Annotated in this window: 15 protein-coding genes; 6 read left to right on the top strand and 9 right to left on the bottom strand. The window is 37.5% G+C overall.

Going from position 1 to position 20808, the window contains the following annotated elements; translation table 11 throughout:
• Positions 1-25: 25 nt before the first annotated feature.
• The gene (locus tag ACVBAX_RS10120) at positions 26-3388 is read right to left on the bottom strand and encodes a hypothetical protein (RefSeq protein ID WP_447116914.1); all 3363 of its coding nucleotides are present in this window, start codon (positions 3386-3388) and stop codon (positions 26-28) included.
• A 162-nt stretch (positions 3389-3550) separates the two neighbouring features.
• Between ACVBAX_RS10120 and ACVBAX_RS10115 the strand changes: the two genes are divergently transcribed.
• Complete coding sequence (locus ACVBAX_RS10115; protein WP_447116913.1) at positions 3551-4924, top strand: dipeptidase; 1374 nt, start codon at positions 3551-3553, stop codon at positions 4922-4924.
• A gap of 19 nt (positions 4925-4943) precedes the next feature.
• On the opposite strand, the gene helD is transcribed toward ACVBAX_RS10115, so the two are convergent.
• From helD to ACVBAX_RS10095, 4 genes are all read right to left on the bottom strand, one after another.
• Positions 4944-7232, bottom strand: a complete 2289-nt coding sequence (gene helD / locus ACVBAX_RS10110; protein ID WP_447116912.1) for an RNA polymerase recycling motor HelD — start codon at positions 7230-7232, stop codon at positions 4944-4946.
• A 138-nt stretch (positions 7233-7370) separates the two neighbouring features.
• Positions 7371-8612: an MFS transporter gene (locus tag ACVBAX_RS10105; protein WP_447116911.1), complete on the bottom strand. Its 1242-nt coding sequence runs from the start codon at positions 8610-8612 to the stop codon at positions 7371-7373.
• 124 nt (positions 8613-8736) lie between these two features.
• Positions 8737-9690 carry a Gfo/Idh/MocA family protein gene (locus ACVBAX_RS10100; protein WP_447116910.1) on the bottom strand — a complete coding sequence of 318 codons (954 nt, stop codon included), beginning with the start codon at positions 9688-9690 and terminating at the stop codon, positions 8737-8739.
• 75 nt (positions 9691-9765) lie between these two features.
• A complete protein-coding gene (locus ACVBAX_RS10095; protein ID WP_430774300.1) occupies positions 9766-10002 on the bottom strand; it encodes a hypothetical protein in 237 nt (78 codons plus the stop codon).
• 117 nt (positions 10003-10119) lie between these two features.
• On the opposite strand from ACVBAX_RS10095, the gene ACVBAX_RS10090 reads away from it, so the two are divergent.
• Positions 10120-10731 carry a YczE/YyaS/YitT family protein gene (locus ACVBAX_RS10090; protein ID WP_430774299.1) on the top strand — a complete coding sequence of 204 codons (612 nt, stop codon included), beginning with the start codon at positions 10120-10122 and terminating at the stop codon, positions 10729-10731.
• A gap of 18 nt (positions 10732-10749) precedes the next feature.
• Here ACVBAX_RS10090 and ACVBAX_RS10085 read toward each other — a convergent pair whose 3' ends face one another.
• Positions 10750-12141 carry a PAS domain S-box protein gene (locus ACVBAX_RS10085; protein WP_447116909.1) on the bottom strand — a complete coding sequence of 464 codons (1392 nt, stop codon included), beginning with the start codon at positions 12139-12141 and terminating at the stop codon, positions 10750-10752.
• A gap of 118 nt (positions 12142-12259) precedes the next feature.
• Between ACVBAX_RS10085 and ACVBAX_RS10080 the strand changes: the two genes are divergently transcribed.
• Both ACVBAX_RS10080 and ACVBAX_RS10075 read left to right on the top strand, forming a co-directional pair.
• Complete coding sequence (locus ACVBAX_RS10080; protein WP_447116908.1) at positions 12260-13312, top strand: M42 family metallopeptidase; 1053 nt, start codon at positions 12260-12262, stop codon at positions 13310-13312.
• An 88-nt stretch (positions 13313-13400) separates the two neighbouring features.
• Positions 13401-13559 (top strand): hypothetical protein, encoded by a 159-nt coding sequence (locus tag ACVBAX_RS10075; protein WP_447116907.1) that lies wholly within the window; start codon positions 13401-13403, stop codon positions 13557-13559.
• A gap of 94 nt (positions 13560-13653) precedes the next feature.
• Here ACVBAX_RS10075 and ACVBAX_RS10070 read toward each other — a convergent pair whose 3' ends face one another.
• Positions 13654-14427, bottom strand: coding sequence for an NlpC/P60 family protein (locus ACVBAX_RS10070; protein ID WP_447116906.1), 774 nt, complete (start codon positions 14425-14427; stop codon positions 13654-13656).
• A 445-nt stretch (positions 14428-14872) separates the two neighbouring features.
• Between ACVBAX_RS10070 and ACVBAX_RS10065 the strand changes: the two genes are divergently transcribed.
• Both ACVBAX_RS10065 and ACVBAX_RS10060 read left to right on the top strand, forming a co-directional pair.
• A complete protein-coding gene (locus ACVBAX_RS10065) occupies positions 14873-16528 on the top strand; it encodes a glutamine--tRNA ligase/YqeY domain fusion protein (RefSeq protein WP_447116905.1) in 1656 nt (551 codons plus the stop codon).
• Between the two features lie 120 nt (positions 16529-16648).
• Positions 16649-17110 (top strand): CBO0543 family protein, encoded by a 462-nt coding sequence (locus tag ACVBAX_RS10060; RefSeq protein WP_447116904.1) that lies wholly within the window; start codon positions 16649-16651, stop codon positions 17108-17110.
• A 48-nt stretch (positions 17111-17158) separates the two neighbouring features.
• Here ACVBAX_RS10060 and ACVBAX_RS10055 read toward each other — a convergent pair.
• Positions 17159-18507, bottom strand: a protein-coding gene (locus ACVBAX_RS10055) for an IS3 family transposase (RefSeq protein ID WP_447116903.1) whose coding sequence is annotated in 2 segments (ribosomal slippage) — positions 17159-18063 and positions 18063-18507 — 1350 coding nt in all. Because the reading frame shifts where the segments join, the coding sequence is not laid out codon by codon here.
• Between the two features lie 72 nt (positions 18508-18579).
• Positions 18580-20571: an LTA synthase family protein gene (locus ACVBAX_RS10050; protein WP_447116902.1), complete on the bottom strand. Its 1992-nt coding sequence runs from the start codon at positions 20569-20571 to the stop codon at positions 18580-18582.
• Positions 20572-20808: the final 237 nt, after the last annotated feature.

Raw genomic sequence — 20808 nt, 5'->3', positions numbered from 1 at the left:
GTAGAAAAAACAAACATTACAATTTTTATTTCCAAGTCTTTAGTCGCAACAGAACCTTCCTTCTGATTTCTTCTAGCTTTGGTGTCTCCCCTTTTGAGCGCTTTTGTTTATTCCATTCGTTATAGCTAGCCACAGAGATTAACAAGGATCCGGCTAGTAGCAAGTATGCCCACCATGGGAGATTGCCCCAATATGGTCTTGTTTGCAAGAAGACATTAAGTAACAGGACACCTGAGCCAACAAAGAAATACGATTTGATTCGATGTATCGTTCCAGCCAAAACCGAAAGAAGTGAAAGGGTTCCAACGATAATCGCATCATACACGGTATTGCTCTGTAAACCATCTTGAACGAGTAATAAAGCGACTGCGATCAATATTCCCCATTGAATTCTTTGAATTAATAGGGAATATGTCCCCTTCAAACATCGCCCCAGATAAACTCCAAGTAGGATGAATGGTAACACATATAACTCTCTCTCGAACAAAACAGGGATCGTAAGTTGGTCAAGCACTTGATAGTAAGGCTCGAGTAAATAGCCGCCCGCTAAAAATTTTGGTATCCAAACAAGCTTTGGACTAACCCGCCTTTGCTGCATCCACAAAAACATACATATAAGGATACCAGGCAAGATCCTCAAAAGTATCCCTTCTGTTTCCAAGGTATACAGAAATAAAACGTACAGAAAAGCTGTAACTGTATACGCATCACAATAGAGAAATGGAAGTTTTGCATTTGACACGAATAGTCCTTTGTAAAGCTTTCTACCTGCAAAAAAGGAACACAAGCCGAGACCCGCAAAAAGTACCATTGTACTCTCTGGAACGAGTAAGCTTGAAACATAAGAAAGTTGAATGCTGCCTGCTAGCATGACAATCAATGGGAGTAAAACGAGGAAATCCCATTTTTGATGGTGTATAAGGAACAATAGCCCTATCCCATAAAGCATCAGACAAATATACGTATATTCCCCAAAAGGATACGATGTTAGCATGGAGAGCATTCCGATAATTGAAAATGGAACAAGAAAAAGGGTTGTCCTCTCCTTCCATTCTTTCGTACTAATTCCCCACCATATCGTTATAGAGATACTTGTCACGAAAAAGGAATACTCGGTCGAGTCCCAATCAGTAAGAAATAGACTGACAGCAACAAATAAACTTACATAACAGCCGTAAAGGAGCGTTTTTATTAACCATTCTTTGCTAACGAGCTTAACACTCACGCCATACAGCGAAGTAGCAATCGCAAAGCTCCAAATGCCATCACTATTAAAGGCAAAGAATGTAAGTAGCAAGGCTATTGGTAAATATACATGAGCTGTGTATAAGAAACTAGTAGACAGTTCTAAGTCATATCTTCGAATTACATAGCTTACTACGATTAAAATCACTCCACCGAACACCCATTGCTCCTCTTCTAGCCATAAAGGAAAGCGAGAACTTTCATGAATCGCATATATAAGAGAAATATAGGTAATGAGAGAGCAAAGAGTCACGTAATACACGAGGGCCTTTTGCTTTGTCTGTTGATAAAGCACATACGAAACAGCGATTCCACCAGAGAGAATAAAAACTCTGATATAATCATTTACTGGCAAACTAAATGCATAAAGAATTCCTACCAAGTAGAAGGCTTGTGATACAAAAAAGGCCGGTTTCTTTGTCTTCTCGATCAAGAGAAGAAGTACGCTTCCTGCGATAAAATTTAGGGCAGGACCCACGGCTTCCTTGCTCCAGTCCAACCATTCCTTACCTTCCTCGAAGAAGGCAGCCATACTTAACCCATAACAAATAGGAATGACCCAAGTAGTTATTTCCTGATAAAACGAGCGTTCCTCCACTTTTTTGCCAAGGATCAAGCATATAGCTAATAACCCAAACATCACCCCTGTTTCCCACCAGTCATACATCAGCCATGACGGAAGAATCGGTAAAAGCATGACCCCCAACCCCACATCTCTAGAGCTTTGGTGAATGACCGACGGCACCGTAACACCAAAAACAATGAAGAGGAAGAACCCGATAAAAACCAATGGGAGAAAGGATTCAAACAGGGCAACCTTATTTACAAGCATCATTAATTCAAATAAAGCTGCAACTAAAAAACTAGAAGTTACATACGTAAACCACTGCTTTTTTTCAGAAAGAGCTAAGTAATAAAAATTACCGGCAAGAACCAAATAAGAAATCATCATCACCAGTGTTGGATCTCCTAAGTTGACGAGGAAGGCTTTGGCGGATATGTACACAAATGCAATAAGTGATACCACCGCACTTGTCATCGAGAAGGTTTTCTTCCAATCCATTCCTCCTTGTAAAAATAGAGGAATGCCTAGTAGAAACGACCCTACCAATGCATACATGATTGGTCCAACTGTTAGAAGGATAGAGTTCTCGACAATCTGATACATTCCATAAACCAAAAATAAGGTAAAAACAAAATGATAGTTTTTGTGGCCAGTCACAAATACCATTGATAAATATAAGACGGCAGTGAGTAAGATGTTCATACCATAGAAGACAGGGTTATCAAATAGAAGGAGCATAAAAGCCGTCGTCAGTACTAAGCTAGCTTGGAAAAATGGAAGGATCTCTTTTGTAAACCATGTAAGAGATGGTTTCTTTTTCATATAAAAATGGAAGACTAACAAGCCCGCATGGTACAACATCATTCCGAAATAAAAACCATCTCTTTGGATAGGAAGTGCCGTGAGAAAAAATGCAGTACCAATTGTAGCAGCAATTCCTGCAAACCAAATAAATAAACGAGAAGAAATCTTTTTAGCTAAAAATAGATAAACTGGAACAAGTATGTAGCCACTTAGCATTCCAAGCAAGTATCTTCCCTCTCCTGTAAAAGAGAAATAAGAGCCTAATAGCTGAAACCAGCCAAGAGATAGCAGGAAAATGGGCAGAAATAAGCTTCCCAGTACGGTAAAAGCGAAAGCTGTTTGGTTGATATGAAGAATTCTATTAGAAATATAAGCCATTCCGTAGAATAAGCAAGCAACCAGACCGATGGCACTAGCCTTCATCCAACTAGACATGGTCTCCCAGTTGCTAGTCGCCACATATAAACCACCAATCAATAGCAGAATGACCCCTAAGTTAAGCAACCAAGTGATATTTCTTTCACGTAATTGCTCGGGCGTTTTCTTCTTCTTTTCTCTTACCATTTTCTTTTTCTCTGGTTTGGCAACCACTGTTTTAACAGGTGTCGTCACTTTTTCTTTTAACGTTTCATTAGGGATACTTATATAGTAATAGTGTTCGTATTCTTCGATTACCTTGTTATAGATAGCATGAGAAATAAGTTGCTCTTGTTTTAATAAATAAAGCTCTTCTCGAAAGATCTGTTTCCTTTGCTCCTTTGTAATGGAGTTCATTGTCATATCCTCCTTTTTGTGTAATTTTACACCATTATACTACTCTCACTATATTTTTTCTACCAATATTATGAAAAATCCCCATGATTTTTTTTGAAGGATTTTTCGTTTCGTCTATCGAAATACTAATTAAGAACTGTTTTTATTAAAGGAGAATGAGTGATGAACAAAGAGATTTTTCAATATTTAATTTCGAATCGAAGCAAACATTTAGAAGAGCTTACAGAGTATTTGGCCATACCAAGTATTAGCTCTCTTTCTGTGCATAAAGATGATGTGAAAGAAGCAGCAAAATGGACGGCAAAAGCACTTGAGGATGCCGGTATGGAAAATGTCCGAGTGTATGAAACAAACGGACATCCTGTTGTGTATGGTGATTGGTTAAAGCAAGAAGGAAAGCCAACTGTACTCGTATACGGCCATTATGATGTTCAGCCGGTTGATCCGCTTGATCTTTGGGATACTCCCCCATTTGAAGCCAATATTCGTGACAATAAAATCTACGCCAGGGGGGCTAGTGATGATAAAGGTCAAGTGTTTATGCATATAAAAGCAGTGCAAGCGATCCTACGAACAACTGGCAGCCTTCCTGTGAATTTCAAGTTTTGTATTGAAGGGGAAGAAGAAATTGGAAGTCCTACTCTTCCACAGTTTGTTGAAGAGAATAAGGAACTGTTGGCGGCTGATGTGATAGTGATTTCAGACACCGGTATGCAAGGACCTGGAATGCCTGCGATTTGTTATGGATTACGCGGTTTATGCGGACTTCAGATCGATGTAACTGGTGCAAATAGCGATCTTCATTCAGGACTATACGGAGGTGCGGTGCAGAATTCGATTCATGCACTAGTGGAGATGGTGAATTCCTTCCACAGTCCTGACGGAAAAGTGTTAGTCGAAGGCTTTTATGATCGTGTTCAAGAGATTACACCAGAAGAACGAGAAGCTTTTGCTGCACTAGGTGACATAGACGAGGAACTAATGGAGCAGTTAGGAGTTTCTGCACTGCATGGAGAACCTGGTTTTACCGCCCGAGAACGTACATACGTACGACCGACTTTAGAAGTAAACGGCATTTACGGGGGCTTTCAAGGAGATGGTATTAAAACGGTCATTCCTGCTAAGGCCTCTGCAAAAATTACCTGTCGTTTGGTACCTAATCAAGATCCAGCTGAAATTGCAGATCTTTTAACCAAGCATATTTACGCAAATGTACCTGCGGGTGTGACGGTAAATGTTTCCCTGTTTGATCAAGGTCATCCGTACGTAACTCCTCTTGAGCATCCGGCCATCCAAGCAGCTGGCAGAGCATATGAAGCGATTTACAAGGTTCCTACTTCTTACACTCGTGGAGGTGGATCGATTCCAATCGTTGCCGCTTTTGATCAATTATTAGGCTTACCAGTCGTATTGATGGGCTTTGGCTTATCAACGGAAAATTTCCACGCTCCAAACGAGCATTTCCATCTTGAGAACTTTGACAAAGGGCTTGAGACACTCTGCACGTACTGGTTCGAGCTTGCAGACTCGTTATAAACATAGATAAACAGGCAGCCTATTTGAAGGCTGCCTGTAGTTTTTCCATACTATTTTTTAAAAGTATAGACGGTTCACCTAGGGAAAGGATGTGTAGCTCGTGCATCGCTCTTGTGCAAGCTGTATAAAAGAGTCTTCGTTCATTTTCTCTAAAGTACGTATGTTCAGATGCGTCGTGAATAACAACTGCGTCAAACTCGATCCCCTTTGCCAAATATGCTGGGATGACGGTAATCCCTTTTTCGAAGGAGACGGTTCCCTTTTCGACCAGGTGAACATCACGACTGTTTTTTAAGGAAGCATAGACTGTTGCACTTTCTTTCGCCGTTTTACAAATGACTGCAATCGTTTCATGCCCTGCTTCAACAAGCTGATCAAGAAGGTTTTGTAACCCCTGTTCATGACTTTCCTTCTTTTTGTAAATGGTTAGAGTTGGTTTCTCTCCATCCCTGTTAAACGGTTCGATCATTTCCCCGTTTGGTAATAAGCCTTTTGTAAATTCAACAATTGGTCTTGTTGACCGATAGCTCTTCGTTAAAATAATGGTTTCTTTGTTTTTCACGTCTTCTCCAAGCAAAATGGAGCTTGTGTCATCCGTATGTGCATAAATCCCTTGATTGATATCACCAAGTAAGGTCATTTTGCTTACCGGAAACAATTCACGAATATAAGCAAATTGAAATGGTGAATAGTCCTGTGCCTCATCAATAAAGACGTGTTTGATAGAAAGCCTAGATTTGCTTCCCTCGATCTTCTCTTTTAAATAGACAAATGGGGTTGCATCCTCATAGGTTAAAACTCCTTCTTCTAATTGCCTTAAGCTTAGTCCAACGACCTCCTCCCATTCTCCAGACAGAGTGAAGAATAGGTTTCGATATAGTTCTTCGTAATCAATGAACTGATATCTTTTAACTTTTTTGATGAGAGGTTTAAAATATCTAGCAACGACAACACTGGATAAAAATTTCTCTTCTACTTCAAAATCTTGAAACCCGTCATTTTCTTTTTTTTGAAGTTTTTTGAAGCTCTCTAAATAATCCTCCTTATCAAGAAACTGGATTTCTTCCTTTACCCAGTCTTTCTTTGCTTCTGCGCGTTTGTGTTTACGAATTTCTTTTAATAACCATTCTTTTAACTCTTCCATTCGACTTGGGATACTTGCTTGTTTATCTAGACGATAAAACTTTTCTGTTATGTCTTCAGCTGACAAAAGAACTTTTCCTTTGAAAACGATCGGATGAAACTGAAGGCCTGAATGGTTTAGTTGTTGAATATAGCCATCAAGAATATTTTTATAATCAAGACTCGACTTTAACTTAATACTCTTCATTCGTAGCTCGTACGAATTGATCTGTTCGGAGGAAAGGAGACTTTCTAGCTGCATGAAAGAATCCTCAAGCTCTAACTTTCGACCTACTCTTGATGAGAGAAATTCTAAAAACGTACTTTGCTGCATGTTCTCTTCACCAAGCTCTGGCAAAACCGTGGACACATAACTATTGAACAAAGGATTAGGTGAAAACAGCATAATGTTTTGAGAGGTAATCTTCCCGCGATAACGGTAAAGTAAATAAGCTACACGCTGTAAGGCTGCCGATGTTTTTCCACTTCCTGCAACTCCTTGAACAATTAAAAGTTTGCTTTTTTCATCTCGAATGATTCGATTTTGTTCTTTTTGAATTGTCGCAACGATACTTTTCATTTGTGAATTCGCGTTATTTCCTAGTACTTCCTGTAACATTTCGTCACCAATTGTAATTCCGGTATCGAACATGCCTTGTATAACACTGTTGCGAATTAAAAATTGACGCTTTAACTCGATGACACCTTCAATCGTCCCCTCTGGTGTGATATATTTTGCCTCTCCAGGAGAGTAATCGTAATAAAGACTGGATATTGGTGCTCTCCAATCAAATATAAGAAAGTCTTCATCTTTTTCATCCATTAATGAACTAATTCCTATGTAAATAGATTCGGTAGTTGGTTCGTTGTTTTCTAAAAAGTCTACACGACCAAAGTATGGTGATTTTTTCAATCGAAACAAGGTATTGATTTGTTTATCGAGTTGACTTTGGCTTCGTTCCCTTTCTAATAGAAGCTGGGCTTGTTGTTTGATGCTTGAGAATGTTTCTGCTAAATCATCCGCTTCGTCCGTATTCACCGTTACGTCATTCCAAAAATTTTGCCTAATTTCAAGTGCATCTCCACCAACTTTTTCAAGATGCTTAAAGATTTTGTTTGATTTATAATCAATTACTTTTATGATCTCATTAACTCTTTTTTGCTCTAGTTCTCGTTCCCTTTCCACAAGCGAATCCCCCTTCATCTATCTGCATACCGTATTTCTTGAAAGAAAATAGTCACCCTCGGATGAAGATGACTTGTTCCTTATTTGCCGACCACTTTTTGTTAGTATAGACCGAAAAGGGTCATTCTAGAACAATGGTTAGTTAGACGGAATAAGCGTGTTTTGCTTAAATTTTCCTTTTTTTATGAAAATGTAAAGAGCTAAGAAAAGAAAAGCATTTAATCCACGCAATACAGTTGCTGTCGTCATGGCCATGTCCATAGATGTGGTTTCAAGTAAATATACCCCAAACTGAGGAGCGATAAAAGCCACAAATGCTAATAACACATTGTAATGTGAGATACATAAGCTTCGATTGTCTTCTTTTGTTACTTCTAGCAGTTGATTAAATAAGATCAAGACCGTGCCTGAGACGAAGAAACCTGACAACCCGTTCACGATTAATAAGTATACTAGATTGGTAGACAAAACGTTTAAAATAGGAGCGGTTGCCATCCCGACCGACACAAGAATCATCATCTTCGCATTGCTATGCTTGTCTGCCATTCTTCCCCACCACTTAAAGCTGACAATTTGTGCGACTTGATTCGCAACAGCAAATAAGCTAATCCATAGACCCGTAGCCATGGCATATTTAATCTGGTAAATGCTAAAAAGTGACCAAGCCATTTGCCAAGCAAAGTTAAAGAATAATCCACAAACTAAGAAGTATAGAAATGGCTTGTGCTTATAAACATGAAATCCGAGTCCTTTGCTTTTGGACATAGTTTTCTTTTCTAGCTTTGGTTCCTTATGTTTAAATAAATAATACACTTCCACTAAACCAAATAAAAAGGCTAGAAAAAATAATACTTGGTAGGGCATTGGATTGGAAGGATGAAAATACTGTAAAGATAGACCGATAATAAAAGTTGAAATCATTCCTACCATTGTTAATATACGATTGCGGTTACTAAAGAAATTACTTCTCCGTGACTCTGGTATCAAATCTCCAATCAAAGATTGCCAGCTTACAAGAGCAAAGGAACCGGGGAAATTCATTAAGCCAACTAGTATGACAAAAACCCAGCTTTTATAGTCACCTGGAATATATATGACAAAGGTCATTAATATAAGAAATAATCGAGTAAAGAGTATGGATAAGGCGGTAAACTTCTTTTTCTCATTTAATCGCCCTAATAGAATTGATCCGGCAATCATCGCAAACATACCGATAAATTGAGGAAGGGAATTCATAAGGCCGATTTGAAAATTGCTCGCACCTAAGGCGCTGATGGCAAATAAAGTGAAGTAATTATTCGTAATGTTTGTGACGATTGTTGAAGCGACTCCATTTTGAATGCTAAGCTTTTCATTATACTCATACGAAGAAGGTTTCATACACACAGCTTCTTTCTTTTTCCAATTTCACTATTCAAAAGTTATCATACTCCCAATCAGTTTCTCCCCGCAATAGGAATCTTTCGAATACCGAAAAAAGACACCTTGTGAGGTGTCTTTTGTGCTATTTTTTCAATATTTTTTCTAACACTTGTTGTACTTGATAGCCATGTTCAAACGTTACTATTTTTGCTTCTTTTCCTTCAATGGCATTAAGAATCTCCATAACAATATCATGTTGCTCGGTTCTTTCAATCGGAAGAACCGTAGTGGGCTTATCTGGTGAACTCATAGAAAGCTGGCTCCAGTTTGTTAAGTCAAGCGTCCCCTTTTCTCCAAACACTTTAAACGAGAGATGTTCCTTCTGGCCAATCCCGCTTACGCCATTAAATAATACGGTTACGCCATTTTGAAGCTTCATATGTGTGACAAATGAGGTTTCACATAAAGACTCGTCTTCAGGATAATCGACAAACGATGTTACGTCACGCAGTTCACCTAGCATATCGTGAATCATCTGAATATAGTGTGGTGCTACTTCCCTTATAAAGCCGCCTTGCTCTCGGCTAGAAATCCAATTATTTTTCTGCCATGTACGTGGCCACTCGGTAAAATGTAAATGAACCTCTACTCTTTTTACCTCCCCGATTTCTCCAGATAACACTTTATCTTTAAATAATTGGTACACATTTGTATACACCATTGGAAAATTCATCGCATGTGTAACTCGAGCTTCCCTTGCTGCCTGGAGCATTTCGAGGGCTTCATTTAAAGAATTGGCTAACGGTTTTTCACATAATACATGCTTCTTTTGTTTTATTACGTATAAAGCAATTTCATGATGATATTTGGGAGGGACTGCAATATATACCAAATCAATCTCATTTTTCTGTAACATGTCTACATAGTCCGTATGGAGTGAAACGTCTTCTAAGTCTTCTTTGAGTGTCTGTAATTTTTTAGCATTATGATCACAAACAGCAACGAGCTCCACGCCTGAATGGTACTGGAATTTACGCAGAACACGTTCTCCAATTGCACCAATTCCAATCATTGCTACCTTTACTTCCTTTTTCATGTCGACACCCCAAATTTTTTAAACATTATATTCATTATATCTTCTCTTAATGAACTTTTATGCCTGACTCAATTTTTATACATTATGTAACACCATAAATAAACGCTTATTTCTTTGCTCTCGCTCTTCTTCTGAAGCAAGGTCGTATTTTTTTAACAGATGAAACACATCATTTAAGATATCTTGACTATGTTCATGGGTAAAAAATGCCTCAAAAGAGGTGATCATGTCTGACGGTAAATACTCTTTTTGAGTTTCGTATTTGTTTCGAACGTCTCCAATGGGATGATTAAGTTTGCATTTGTTTTCCAAAATAACTACCTCCAGTATTTAAGCCTACTCTATAACATCTAAAGCAGAATTGGCAAGTTGTATGTTCATACTTTGTGTGGAGATAATAGTTTGTATTAGTTCAAAAAGGAGTAGCTTATGAAAAACAGAATTGGATTTTTTCTTATCGGAATCATGATACTTACCTTTGGTGTGTGTCTGATCATTCAAGCAGGTCTTGGTGCGGGTGCTTGGGATGCGTTGGCGATTGGAGAGGCACGTGTATTTGGCCTTAGCATGGGTACATGTGTATTAATTAATGGTATTATCCTAATTATTATTAATTCCATTCTTCAAAAGAAGAAACCAGAATATTTAGCAGGACTTACAATTTTATCGATTGGTTTATTAATTGACTTTTGGTTTTTTGTCTTATTTAATCACTATCACCCGGAGTCACTTTTGTTGAAAGTCATCTCACTTATTTGTGGGATTCTTATTTTGGGTCTAGGTATATCCATTTATCTTCAGGCCAAGCTACCATCAAGTCCCATGGATGTATTAATGGTTGCGATTCATGAGCGCTTTGGTCTCTCTCTTGGGTTTGCGAGGGTGATCGCCGAAGGTTCAGCATTTATACTCGCTCTTCTCTTCAAAGGAGAAATTGGAGTAGGTACGATTGTGGTCACGGTAACACTCGGGTATGTGGTTCAGCATTTGCACCCATATTTTGAACGGCTTTATCAGAAAAAAATGAGAGCTCACAGCTGATGAGCTCTCATTTTTTATTTATGCTTCTTTTTCAATGTATGGAAACGAAATCGTAACCGTCGTTCCCTCTCCTTCTTTACTTTCAAAGCTAATTGTCCCATCATGATTTTCTATGATATTGTAGCTTGTCATCAAACCTAAGCCTGTTCCTTTTTCCTTTGTAGAGTAGAAGGGCTCTCCTATCAGTTTGATCCGTTCCTCTGGCATGCCACAACCGTTGTCAATTATACGTATACAAAGGACCTCGCCCCCTTCTTCAAGGTTAACCATGATTTTCCCTTTTTCCTCGATAGCGTCTAAGGCGTTTTGTAACACATTATAGAACACCTGTTTGAGGGAGTTGCTATCGCCATTAATTTTTTTATTTGACAGTCCATTTTTTTGAAAAATAATTTCCTTGTTCGCTAAAAATGCCTGTGGTGTGAAAATTTGAATCACCTGTTCTAAAAGGTCATTTACACAGATCGCTTCCTTCTTTCTTTCCGTTGGCTTTGCAAGAGATAGAAACTCAGATAGGATGGATTCAATCCGACTGATCTCATTCAGTAAGATGGCTGAGTATTGAGTAGAGACTTCGGCACCGGAATTTAGTAATTGAATAAACCCTTTTATTGGAGTTAAGGGGTTACGAATTTCGTGGGCAACAGCAGCAGCCATTTGCCCCACAACAGCTAATTTTTCCGACTTTCTTAGGAGTTCGTCGGTTTCCTTCCTCTTTTGAATATTACGTGTGACGGTAATAAATTGTGACATGCAATTGCTTTCGTCATCAGTGACTTTCTTTATCGCCGTTTCCATCCATATATACGATCCGTTCTTCTTTTTTGCTCGAAAAGCAATCGTTTGTTCTTCTAGCGTAACGCTGTCTTGATCCTCAGGATGAACGAGTTTCGGCGAATAAAAACCAATGAGTTCTTCAGGCTCGTAACCAAGCTCTCCTTTGATGGACGGACTAATATACAGAAAGTGACCATGAGAGTCATGTAAACAAATAATATCAGAGCTGTTCTCTGCAAGCAGTCGATATTTTTGCTCACTTTGCCGTAATCCCTCATAAATCTTCGTGAATTCAGTTAAATCATAAATTTGTGCGAGGAAGAATTTTTTCTTTGTTTCTTGGTCTCGGATTGTACAAACCTTTAATCTGCCTGTTTTGATTTGTCCATTTTTATGAATATAGCGTTTAACCATTTCATATTCTGCGATGATCCCATTATGTAACCTTTGAAATTGACGAAAATCCTGTAGAAAATCATCGGGATGTGAAATACTTTCAATCGTTAGCGAATCACATTCATCTTTTGAATATCCGAGAAATTGGCAAAATGCGTTGTTCATTTCAATATATGTTAAGTCAGGCTCTATAACTACCTGTGGGAGTGTGGATTGATGAAAAATGTCCCTGAACATCATTTCCCTCCTTTGTTTTCTTTTTTTATCTATATCCAAATTTATCCTTTTATAAAACTCACTGCTGTATTTTTCCCATTCCGAATGCTACTATTTAGTTGAAAAGGAGGAATCATGCATGGCGTACATAGATATAAACGAAACATTAGATTTATTAACCGAGTTAGTCTCTATTCCAAGTCCTTCAGGCAACACAAATGACGTGATTACCTTTGTAGAGAAGTTTTTAGAGGAAATTGGAGTGGAAACAAAAAGAAATCGCAAAGGTGGCTTACTCGCTACAATTAAGGGGCGTGTGGACAGTCATCACAGAATGCTAACTGCGCATGTTGATACATTAGGGGCAATGGTGAAGGAAATAAAGTCAAACGGTCGTTTGAAGATCGATTTAATTGGTGGCTTCCAATATAACTCCATTGAGGGTGAGTATTGCCAAATTGAAACACGTAATGGAAAGAGATTTACGGCAACCATTTTAATGCGACAAACGTCTGTTCACGTTTACAAGGATGCAGGTAAAGCGGAAAGAAATCAAGAAAATATGGAAGTCCGAATAGATGAGGTTGTGAAAAATAAAGAAGATGTTAGAAAGCTTGGTATTGAGGTAGGAGATTTTGTTTCCTTTGACCCTCGTGTGGAGCGAACAGAAAGTGGCTTTATCAAGTCACGCCATCTCGATGACAAAGCGAGTGTAGCTATTTTATTACAATTGATAAAAACGATTAAGCAACAATCGATTGAACTTCCATACACCACGCATTTTCTTATATCTAACAATGAAGAAATCGGTTATGGTGGCAATTCCAATATCACACCCGAAACGATTGAGTATTTGGCAGTAGATATGGGTGCTATGGGTGATGGTCAATCAACAGATGAATATACGGTTTCGATTTGTGTCAAGGATGCGAGTGGTCCGTACCATTATGAACTTCGAAAACATTTGGTACAGTTAGCTGAAGAAAATAAGATTGGGTATAAGCTCGACATTTATCCATATTACGGTTCTGACGCTTCTGCAGCGATTCGCTCTGGACACGATATCGTTCATGGGTTAATCGGACCTGGTATCGATTCTTCGCATGCGTTTGAGCGTACTCATGAGTCGTCAATTGAGAATACAGGAAAGCTTTTGTATCATTACATTCAGTCTCAAATGGTGCAATCATAAAGTAGGAATTCCTTACCTTCTACTTAGAATAGATGTTTATTGATAGAACATACTATCTTTTGAGGTGAGTCATTTGATAAATGAAGATATGACAAGTAGTGAATCGGAAATTAGACGAGCAAGCAAACGTGGTGCAGTTGAAGATATCATACATGTAGCATCAGATGAAGATGGTCACGATCTACGTGTCTCCAACCGGTTTGGAGCCAACTTAAAACAAGAAATCAACGATAGCGAAAACATATAGTTCCAGAACATAATGTCCTTTGAAAAATAAAAACCCGTCCACCCAGTTATGATGGTCATCAACTGTGTGGACAGGTTCTTCTACTTATATCTCATTAAAAAGTAGTACGTGCTCCTAGGTAACGTGATTTCCAATATGTGTTGTTCATATCAGATATCGTCACCCCTTGAGAAGAGCTTGCATGGATAAATTGATTGTTTCCAAGATATATACCTGCATGCGATGGACCTGCTTTATACGTTGTAAAGAAAACCAAGTCCCCTACTCTAGGTGCTGATACAGATTTTGTAGCTCCCCAGATCGTCTCCACTGTTCGAGGAATAGAAACTCCAACTTTTGCAAATACATAATTTAAATAACCGCTACAATCAAAACCAGATGGTGTACTTCCGCCCCAAACATATGGAACACCGATATACTTTTTTGATTCTGTAATTAAAGAATTAATCGTTGAAGTTGAAGTTGTTGTTGGAGCTGTCGCTGTCCCAGACAATTTTAATACTTGTCCAACATACAATGTATTTGTTGTTAAGTTGTTTAAAGCTTTTAACTGATTAACAGTCATTCCGTTTCTTGTTGAGATTCCCCAAAGTGTATCACCAGCTTTTACTGTGTACGTTGAAGAAGTAGTGGTTGTGTGTGAGTGTGGTGCAAGTAATGTTAATGTTTGTCCAACAAAAATGCTAGAAGTAGAAAGCTTGTTCCACTCCATAATTTGCGAGACTGATAGATTATTGTTTAAAGCAATTCGATAAAGAGTATCTCCAGAAGAAACTTTATATGTTTTTTCATGTGCGCTCGCTGTACCATTGAAGGATGTGAAAAGTAAACCTGCTGTCACTGCGGCTGCAAATAGTTGTTTTTTCATGTATTCCCTCCTGTTAGCTCTTGTTGTTACCTTAATGATAGTTGGTATTTTACTAGAAAGGTATCACTAATAATTGGAGGGAGTGTATTATACAACCATGTATGGAATTTTTTATATCTCTTAGAAAAAGGAGCCTTTTATATTACATGTATATTACAGCATGGAATGTACGGCTGGAATTGTTTGTGATCATAATGTTACAGGAATATTACAGGAGTGAAACTTTTCTGGAAAACTTTTTTGAATATGGTCAATCTTACTAATAAAACGTTTGCATGCATAGTATTCGAGGTTCATGGAAATGAATATTGATAAAATTTTCTGAAAATAAGTCTTGACATTATTAACAAATCGCAAATATAAAGGGTTTTTAATTGTGTTGCTGATATATTATAATGAAAGACAATAGATATTTAAAACAGTTACAAAGAAAGGCTGATTCTGGTTGGAAACTTCAAATTTTATTAAGACAATTATTAAGGAGGATTTAGAATCGGGAAAACATAAAGAAATTATTACCCGCTTTCCTCCTGAACCAAATGGATACTTACATATTGGTCATGCAAAATCGATTGTAATTAATTTTGGTTTAGCTGACGAGTTTAATGGACGTACAAATTTACGCTTTGATGATACTAACCCATTGAAAGAAGATCAAGAATACGTTGATTCTATTAAGGAAGATGTCAAGTGGCTTGGCTTTGAGTGGGAAGAGCTTCGATTTGCTTCAGACTATTTTGAGGAAATGTATGACAGAGCCGTATTATTAATCAAAAAAGGTCTTGCCTATGTGGATGATTTAACAGCTGATGAAATTCGTGAATATCGTGGAACACTTACGGAGCCTGGGAAAGAAAGTCCGTTTAGAAATCGCTCAATTGATGAAAATCTTGATTTATTCGCCCGCATGCGCCAGGGAGAATTCGAGAACGGTCAAAAGGTACTGCGTGCAAAAATTGACATGAGTTCACCTAATATTAACCTTCGTGATCCAGTTATTTATCGTGTTTCTCATGCAAGTCATCATAATACAGGTGACAAATGGTGTATCTACCCTATGTACGCTTTTGCACACCCACTTGAGGATGCAATTGAAGGTGTTACCCACTCATTATGTACAACCGAATTTGAAGATCAACGCCCTCTTTATAATTGGGTTGTCGAGCAATGTGAAATGGATAGCCAGCCACAACAAATCGAGTTTGGCCGTCTTGGGCTTACCAATACGGTAATGAGTAAGAGAAAACTAAAACAGCTTGTCGATGAAGGCTTTGTTGATGGATGGGACGACCCTCGAATGCCAACGATTTCTGGTTTACGAAGAAAAGGCTATACTCCAGAAGCCATTCGTGAGTTTGTAAAAGAAACAGGAATTTCAAAAGGGTCAGGTGTGGTAGATTCTGCAATGCTTGAGCATTTTGTTCGTGAAGATTTAAAGTTAAAAGCACCAAGAACGATGGGTGTACTTCGACCGTTAAAAGTCGTTATTACGAATTATCCGGAAGGCCAAGTAGAGATGCTTGATGCTGAGATAAATCCGGAGAATCCTGATATGGGCATCAGACAAATTCCGTTCTCTAGAGAAATATATATTGAGCAAGATGACTTTATGGAGAATCCACCTAGTAAATACTTCCGCCTCTTCCCTGGTAATGAAGTGAGACTTAAGCACGCTTACTTTATTAAATGCGAAGAAGTCATCAAGGATGAGAATGGCAATGTTGTTGAAATCCACTGTACGTATGACCCGGAGACAAAGAGTGGATCGGGCTTTACGGGAAGAAAGGTTAAGGGTACTTTACATTGGGTGGAAGCATCACAAGCGATTCCAACAGAGTTCCGTTTGTATGAGCCTCTGATCTTAGACGACAAAGCCGAGGATGAAGAAGAATCAGAAAACAAAACTTTCCTTGATAACGTAAATGAAAATTCATTGCAAAAAATTAACGGATATATTGAACCAAATATGTCTAACATTCAAGCACATGATAAATTCCAATTTTTCCGTCATGGTTACTTTAATGTAGATCCAAAGGACTCAAAGCCATCACATATTGTATTTAATCAGATTGTTTCGTTAAAGAGTTCTTTCAAACTATAAAAAAAGAAGGTCAATCCATTTGGATTGGCCTTCTTTTTGGTTCGCATGAAATTCTCTTTAAAACTTGGTAATAATAGAAAACGAAAGAATTCATCATGCTATAGAAAACGGGGGGATGGTATGGAGAAGAGAATATTAAATGGATTATTAATAATGGGATTATTTCTTGTACCTTTTACTATCAAAGGTAAATTTAAAAAAGATTGGATTATTATCTTTTTACTAAAAGGATTTTTTTCTAGTATTATGGATACCTTCTTAACTAGACGGAATAAAGTCTCTTATCCTAAGCGGTTTTTGCCTAAATATTTTCAGATTAATGTATTATTTGATTATTTACTTTTTCCGATTACTTGTGTCCTTTTTAATCAATCCACGTATCATTCGAACGTGTTAGGAATTATGTTTAAAGCCCTATTATTTAGCGTCCCTATGACGGTTGGTGAGATGATTTTTGAAAAAAATACGAAATTAATTAAATTTAGTAAACAATGGTCATGGTTTCATACGCTCGTCTCTGAAATGTTAACGTTTATGGGGACTCGACTATTTATTGGTTTAGTTAGAAAATATAGCAAATGAAAACTGCAAGGAGAAATTGATCTGACCCAAAAAAGTTAGACATATATTTTAAGCAGCTTCTAAGATCTGAGTTCGGTATTCTACTGGACTTAGATCTTTTAATTTTTCCTTCATTCGTTTGTAATTATAGTAATTAATATAATCATCTAATTCTTTTTCAAAGTGCTCCATACTTTCGAATTTCTGGAGGTAAAGCAGCTCAGACTTTAATAAGCCAAAGAAATTTTCCATGACGGCATTGTCTAAACAATTCCCCTTACGGGACATGCTTTGTATGATGCCATGCTCCTTTAATGCTCTTTGATATCTTTTCATTTGGTAATGCCAGCCTTGATCGGAATGGAGGATGACTCGATCTTCTGATTTTAAACGCTTAGCTGCTTGCTCTAACATATCCCCTACAAGTTGATAAACTGGTCGTTTCATTACTTTATAGGCAATGATTTCGCCATTACATAAATCAAGGATTGGGGACAAATAGCGCTTCTCACCAAATAGATGGAATTCCGTTACATCAGTTACCCATTTCTGATTCATTTTTTCTGCTTTAAAATCACGTTGAATTACGTTCGGGGCAATACGTCCAACATTCCCTTTGTAAGAGCGATATTTTTTCAATCGAACCAGGCATTTTAGACCCATTTCATTCATAAGGCGGTTGATGGTCTTGGGATCATGAGAGAACCCGATTTTCTTTAATTCTTTTGTGATACGACGATAACCATAACGCCCTTTATGTTCATGATAAATAGATTGGATAGCTGTCTTTACTGCAAAATATTTATCTTCTCGATTTAATCGTTTTTCCCAATAATAATAGGTACTACGTGGAATATCAGCGACTTTGATAAGATCCACTACATCATAGATTGCCTTTAGTTCAAAAATTACTTGCGCTTTAATTTTGGACGTAATTCTTCCTGCATTTGAACTAAGGCATTTAACTTTTTTAAATAGGCGTTCTCCATCTCAAGTTGTTTAATTCGTTCTTCAAGTGCTTCAGTTGAACCCTCTACTAACTTTCTCTTTTTTGTCTCTTTTTTCATGGATGTTAGCCCCTTTTTCTTAGGAACGAGGGTATCAAATCCACCAGCATTAAAATTTAGCCGCCAAGTTCGAACTAATGCTGGAGAAGAAATATTAAAAATAGCAGCCGTTTCGTAGGAGGATGAACCCGTATCCTTCATATAATTAAGTACATCCATTTTAAACTCCGCAGAATAACTTGTATAGGATTTCTTAAATCCTTCTTCTCCCTGTATTTGATATAACCTGACCCATCCTTGAATCATTTGATAAGAAACTTTATATAAATCCTGAAGTTCCAAAAAACTATGTCTCCCCTCAAGGTAAAGACGAGCAATAAATATTTTCTCTTGGGCAGTAAAATTAGCCATAAAAACACCCCTAAATCGTTAGATTTGGTGTCTAACAATCTAGGGGCAGTTCAAATTCCCTTGCAGTTTTTATTATTGGTTTATATCTTCTTGGGGTACTTCAGTCTCATCAGTTTTTAACTTTCCATCAGTTTCTACTTCAGATTCTGTTTGTTCCTCAGCCTTGTTTGTATAGTCATAATCTTCAGGATTTACCGGAGTAAAACCATCTGGTGTATAGAAACGAAGTAAATCTTTATTAACAATCACGTCAGATGTTCGGAGCTTTTCTTCTGTTTGTTCCTTCATACGAGTGATCTCTTCTGTTTCCTCGATGCGCTCACCAGTTGCTGTATTATAGAGTCTACCATCGATATAAGTAACAGATTCACTAATGAAATTCCCGTTACGGAATGGTACAACAGCATCATGCTGTGGTGAAAATAAATCAGTACCAAGCTGGACATATTCCTTCGTGCTTACACCAAGTAGATGTAGAACAGTTGGCATTAAGTCAATTTGACCACCATATTGATGCATCGTTCCACCTTCAACACCTGGGATGTGTATGAAAAGTGGTACTCTTTGAAGTTGTGCACTTTCAAATTCATTTACCTCTTTATCAAGCACAATTGACATGGCTTTATTATGGTTTTCTGAAATACCATAATGGTCACCATACATAACGATCATTGAATTTTCATATAAACCACTTTCCTTCAAGTACGTAAAGAATTCACTTAAAGCTTCATCTAAATAACGTGCTGTTTGGAAATAGTTATCAACCGAAGTGTCTCCAGTTGTATGCTTTTCAATTGTTGCTTCCTCTTGATCCATTGGATATGGGAAGTGGTTTGATAAAGTTATAAATTTAGCATAGAAAGGCTGTGGTACGGACTCTAGTAATGAAACAGATTCCTCGAAGAACGGTTTATCTTTAAGACCGTAGTTAAGGACATCTTCTTCTTTTGCATTGTAATAGCTTAAGTCATAAAACTTATCGAATCCAAGTCGCTTATAAATTTCATCGCGGTTCCAAAACGTACGATTATTACCATGGAACACCGCCGATGTGTAGCCTTGTTGTCCAAGAATGGCAGGTGCTGCTTGGTATGTGTTACGTCCTCTTGTTGAGAAAGCAGAACCTTGTGGTAATCCATATAATGAGTTTTCTAACATAAATTCAGCATCAGCTGTTTTCCCTTGCCCAGTCTGATGGAAGAAATTATCAAAATAAAACGTATTGGAATCTCTCGTTAATGAATTCATAAACGGAGTTACTTCTTGTCCGTTTAATTGGTAGTCAATTAGGAAGTTTTGAACAGACTCTAAGTGAATATAGATTACGTTCTTCCCTTTTGCAACACCAAATAATTCTGGGTTTGGCTCTGCATATAACGCTCTTGTAAAGTTTTGCACTTCTGTAATATCGTCCGTGTCTGCCATCGCTCGTTGAGCAGATACACCTGTGCTTTGAATCGCATCATATATAGTAAAGTTGTACATACCTAAATATTTAACGATATAGTTACGGTCGAATGTTCGTGTTAATAGCTGAGGTCGATCTGTCTCAGCTAACCCAAGATTGACTGCGAAGAATCCAAGACCAGTAAGAAAAACAAGAGCAAGTTGTCGTCCTTTTAATTTTCCAACCATTGGGGTTACTCGCTTAGTTAGTAACAGTGTAAGCAAAATCAATGTGTCAACGAAATACAATGAATCCGTTGGTCGAAGTAACGCTAGAATACTTCCTCCAAGATCTGATGCGTTACCAGTTTGAGTTAATGTTGGCAACGTGATGAAATCGGAGAAAAAGCGGTAATACACAATGTTTGCAAACAATAAGAAAGTAAGAAAGAAATTAAAAGTCACTAGCATCTTTAAAGATCTTTTTCCCTTAAATAATAAAGCAAGTCCTAGAAAGAGAATTGCTGAACTAATGGGGTTTATAAATAATAAAAATTTCTGTATTCCATTATCAAGATCCAAGTTAAATTCAAATCGATATGCTCCATATGTTTTAATCCACAGAAGAATAATTGCCACAATATAAAATTGTATGTGTGTTAATTTTTTGTTAAGCATATTTAGTCACCTCTTCATCATTAAAACCTTTACTATAATAGCTCATTTTTAGTAATTGTCAATATCTTAAATAGTAGCGAGTAACAAACAATAGTGTACAACATAGTTATTAACAAATTGTGACGACTCTTGTCTTTTCTTTAAAAATATTTAATATACTCTTAAAAAATGCTCTTAAATTTTAGCATTCTGTTTACAAAAACAGATTATACCATAAAAAAAAGGAGTAAGGCACCC

The sequence above is a fragment of the Robertmurraya sp. GLU-23 genome, from assembly GCF_052983275.1.
The sequence above is the reverse complement of the archived record's forward strand: the minus strand, read 5'-3'. Positions and strand labels throughout refer to the sequence as shown.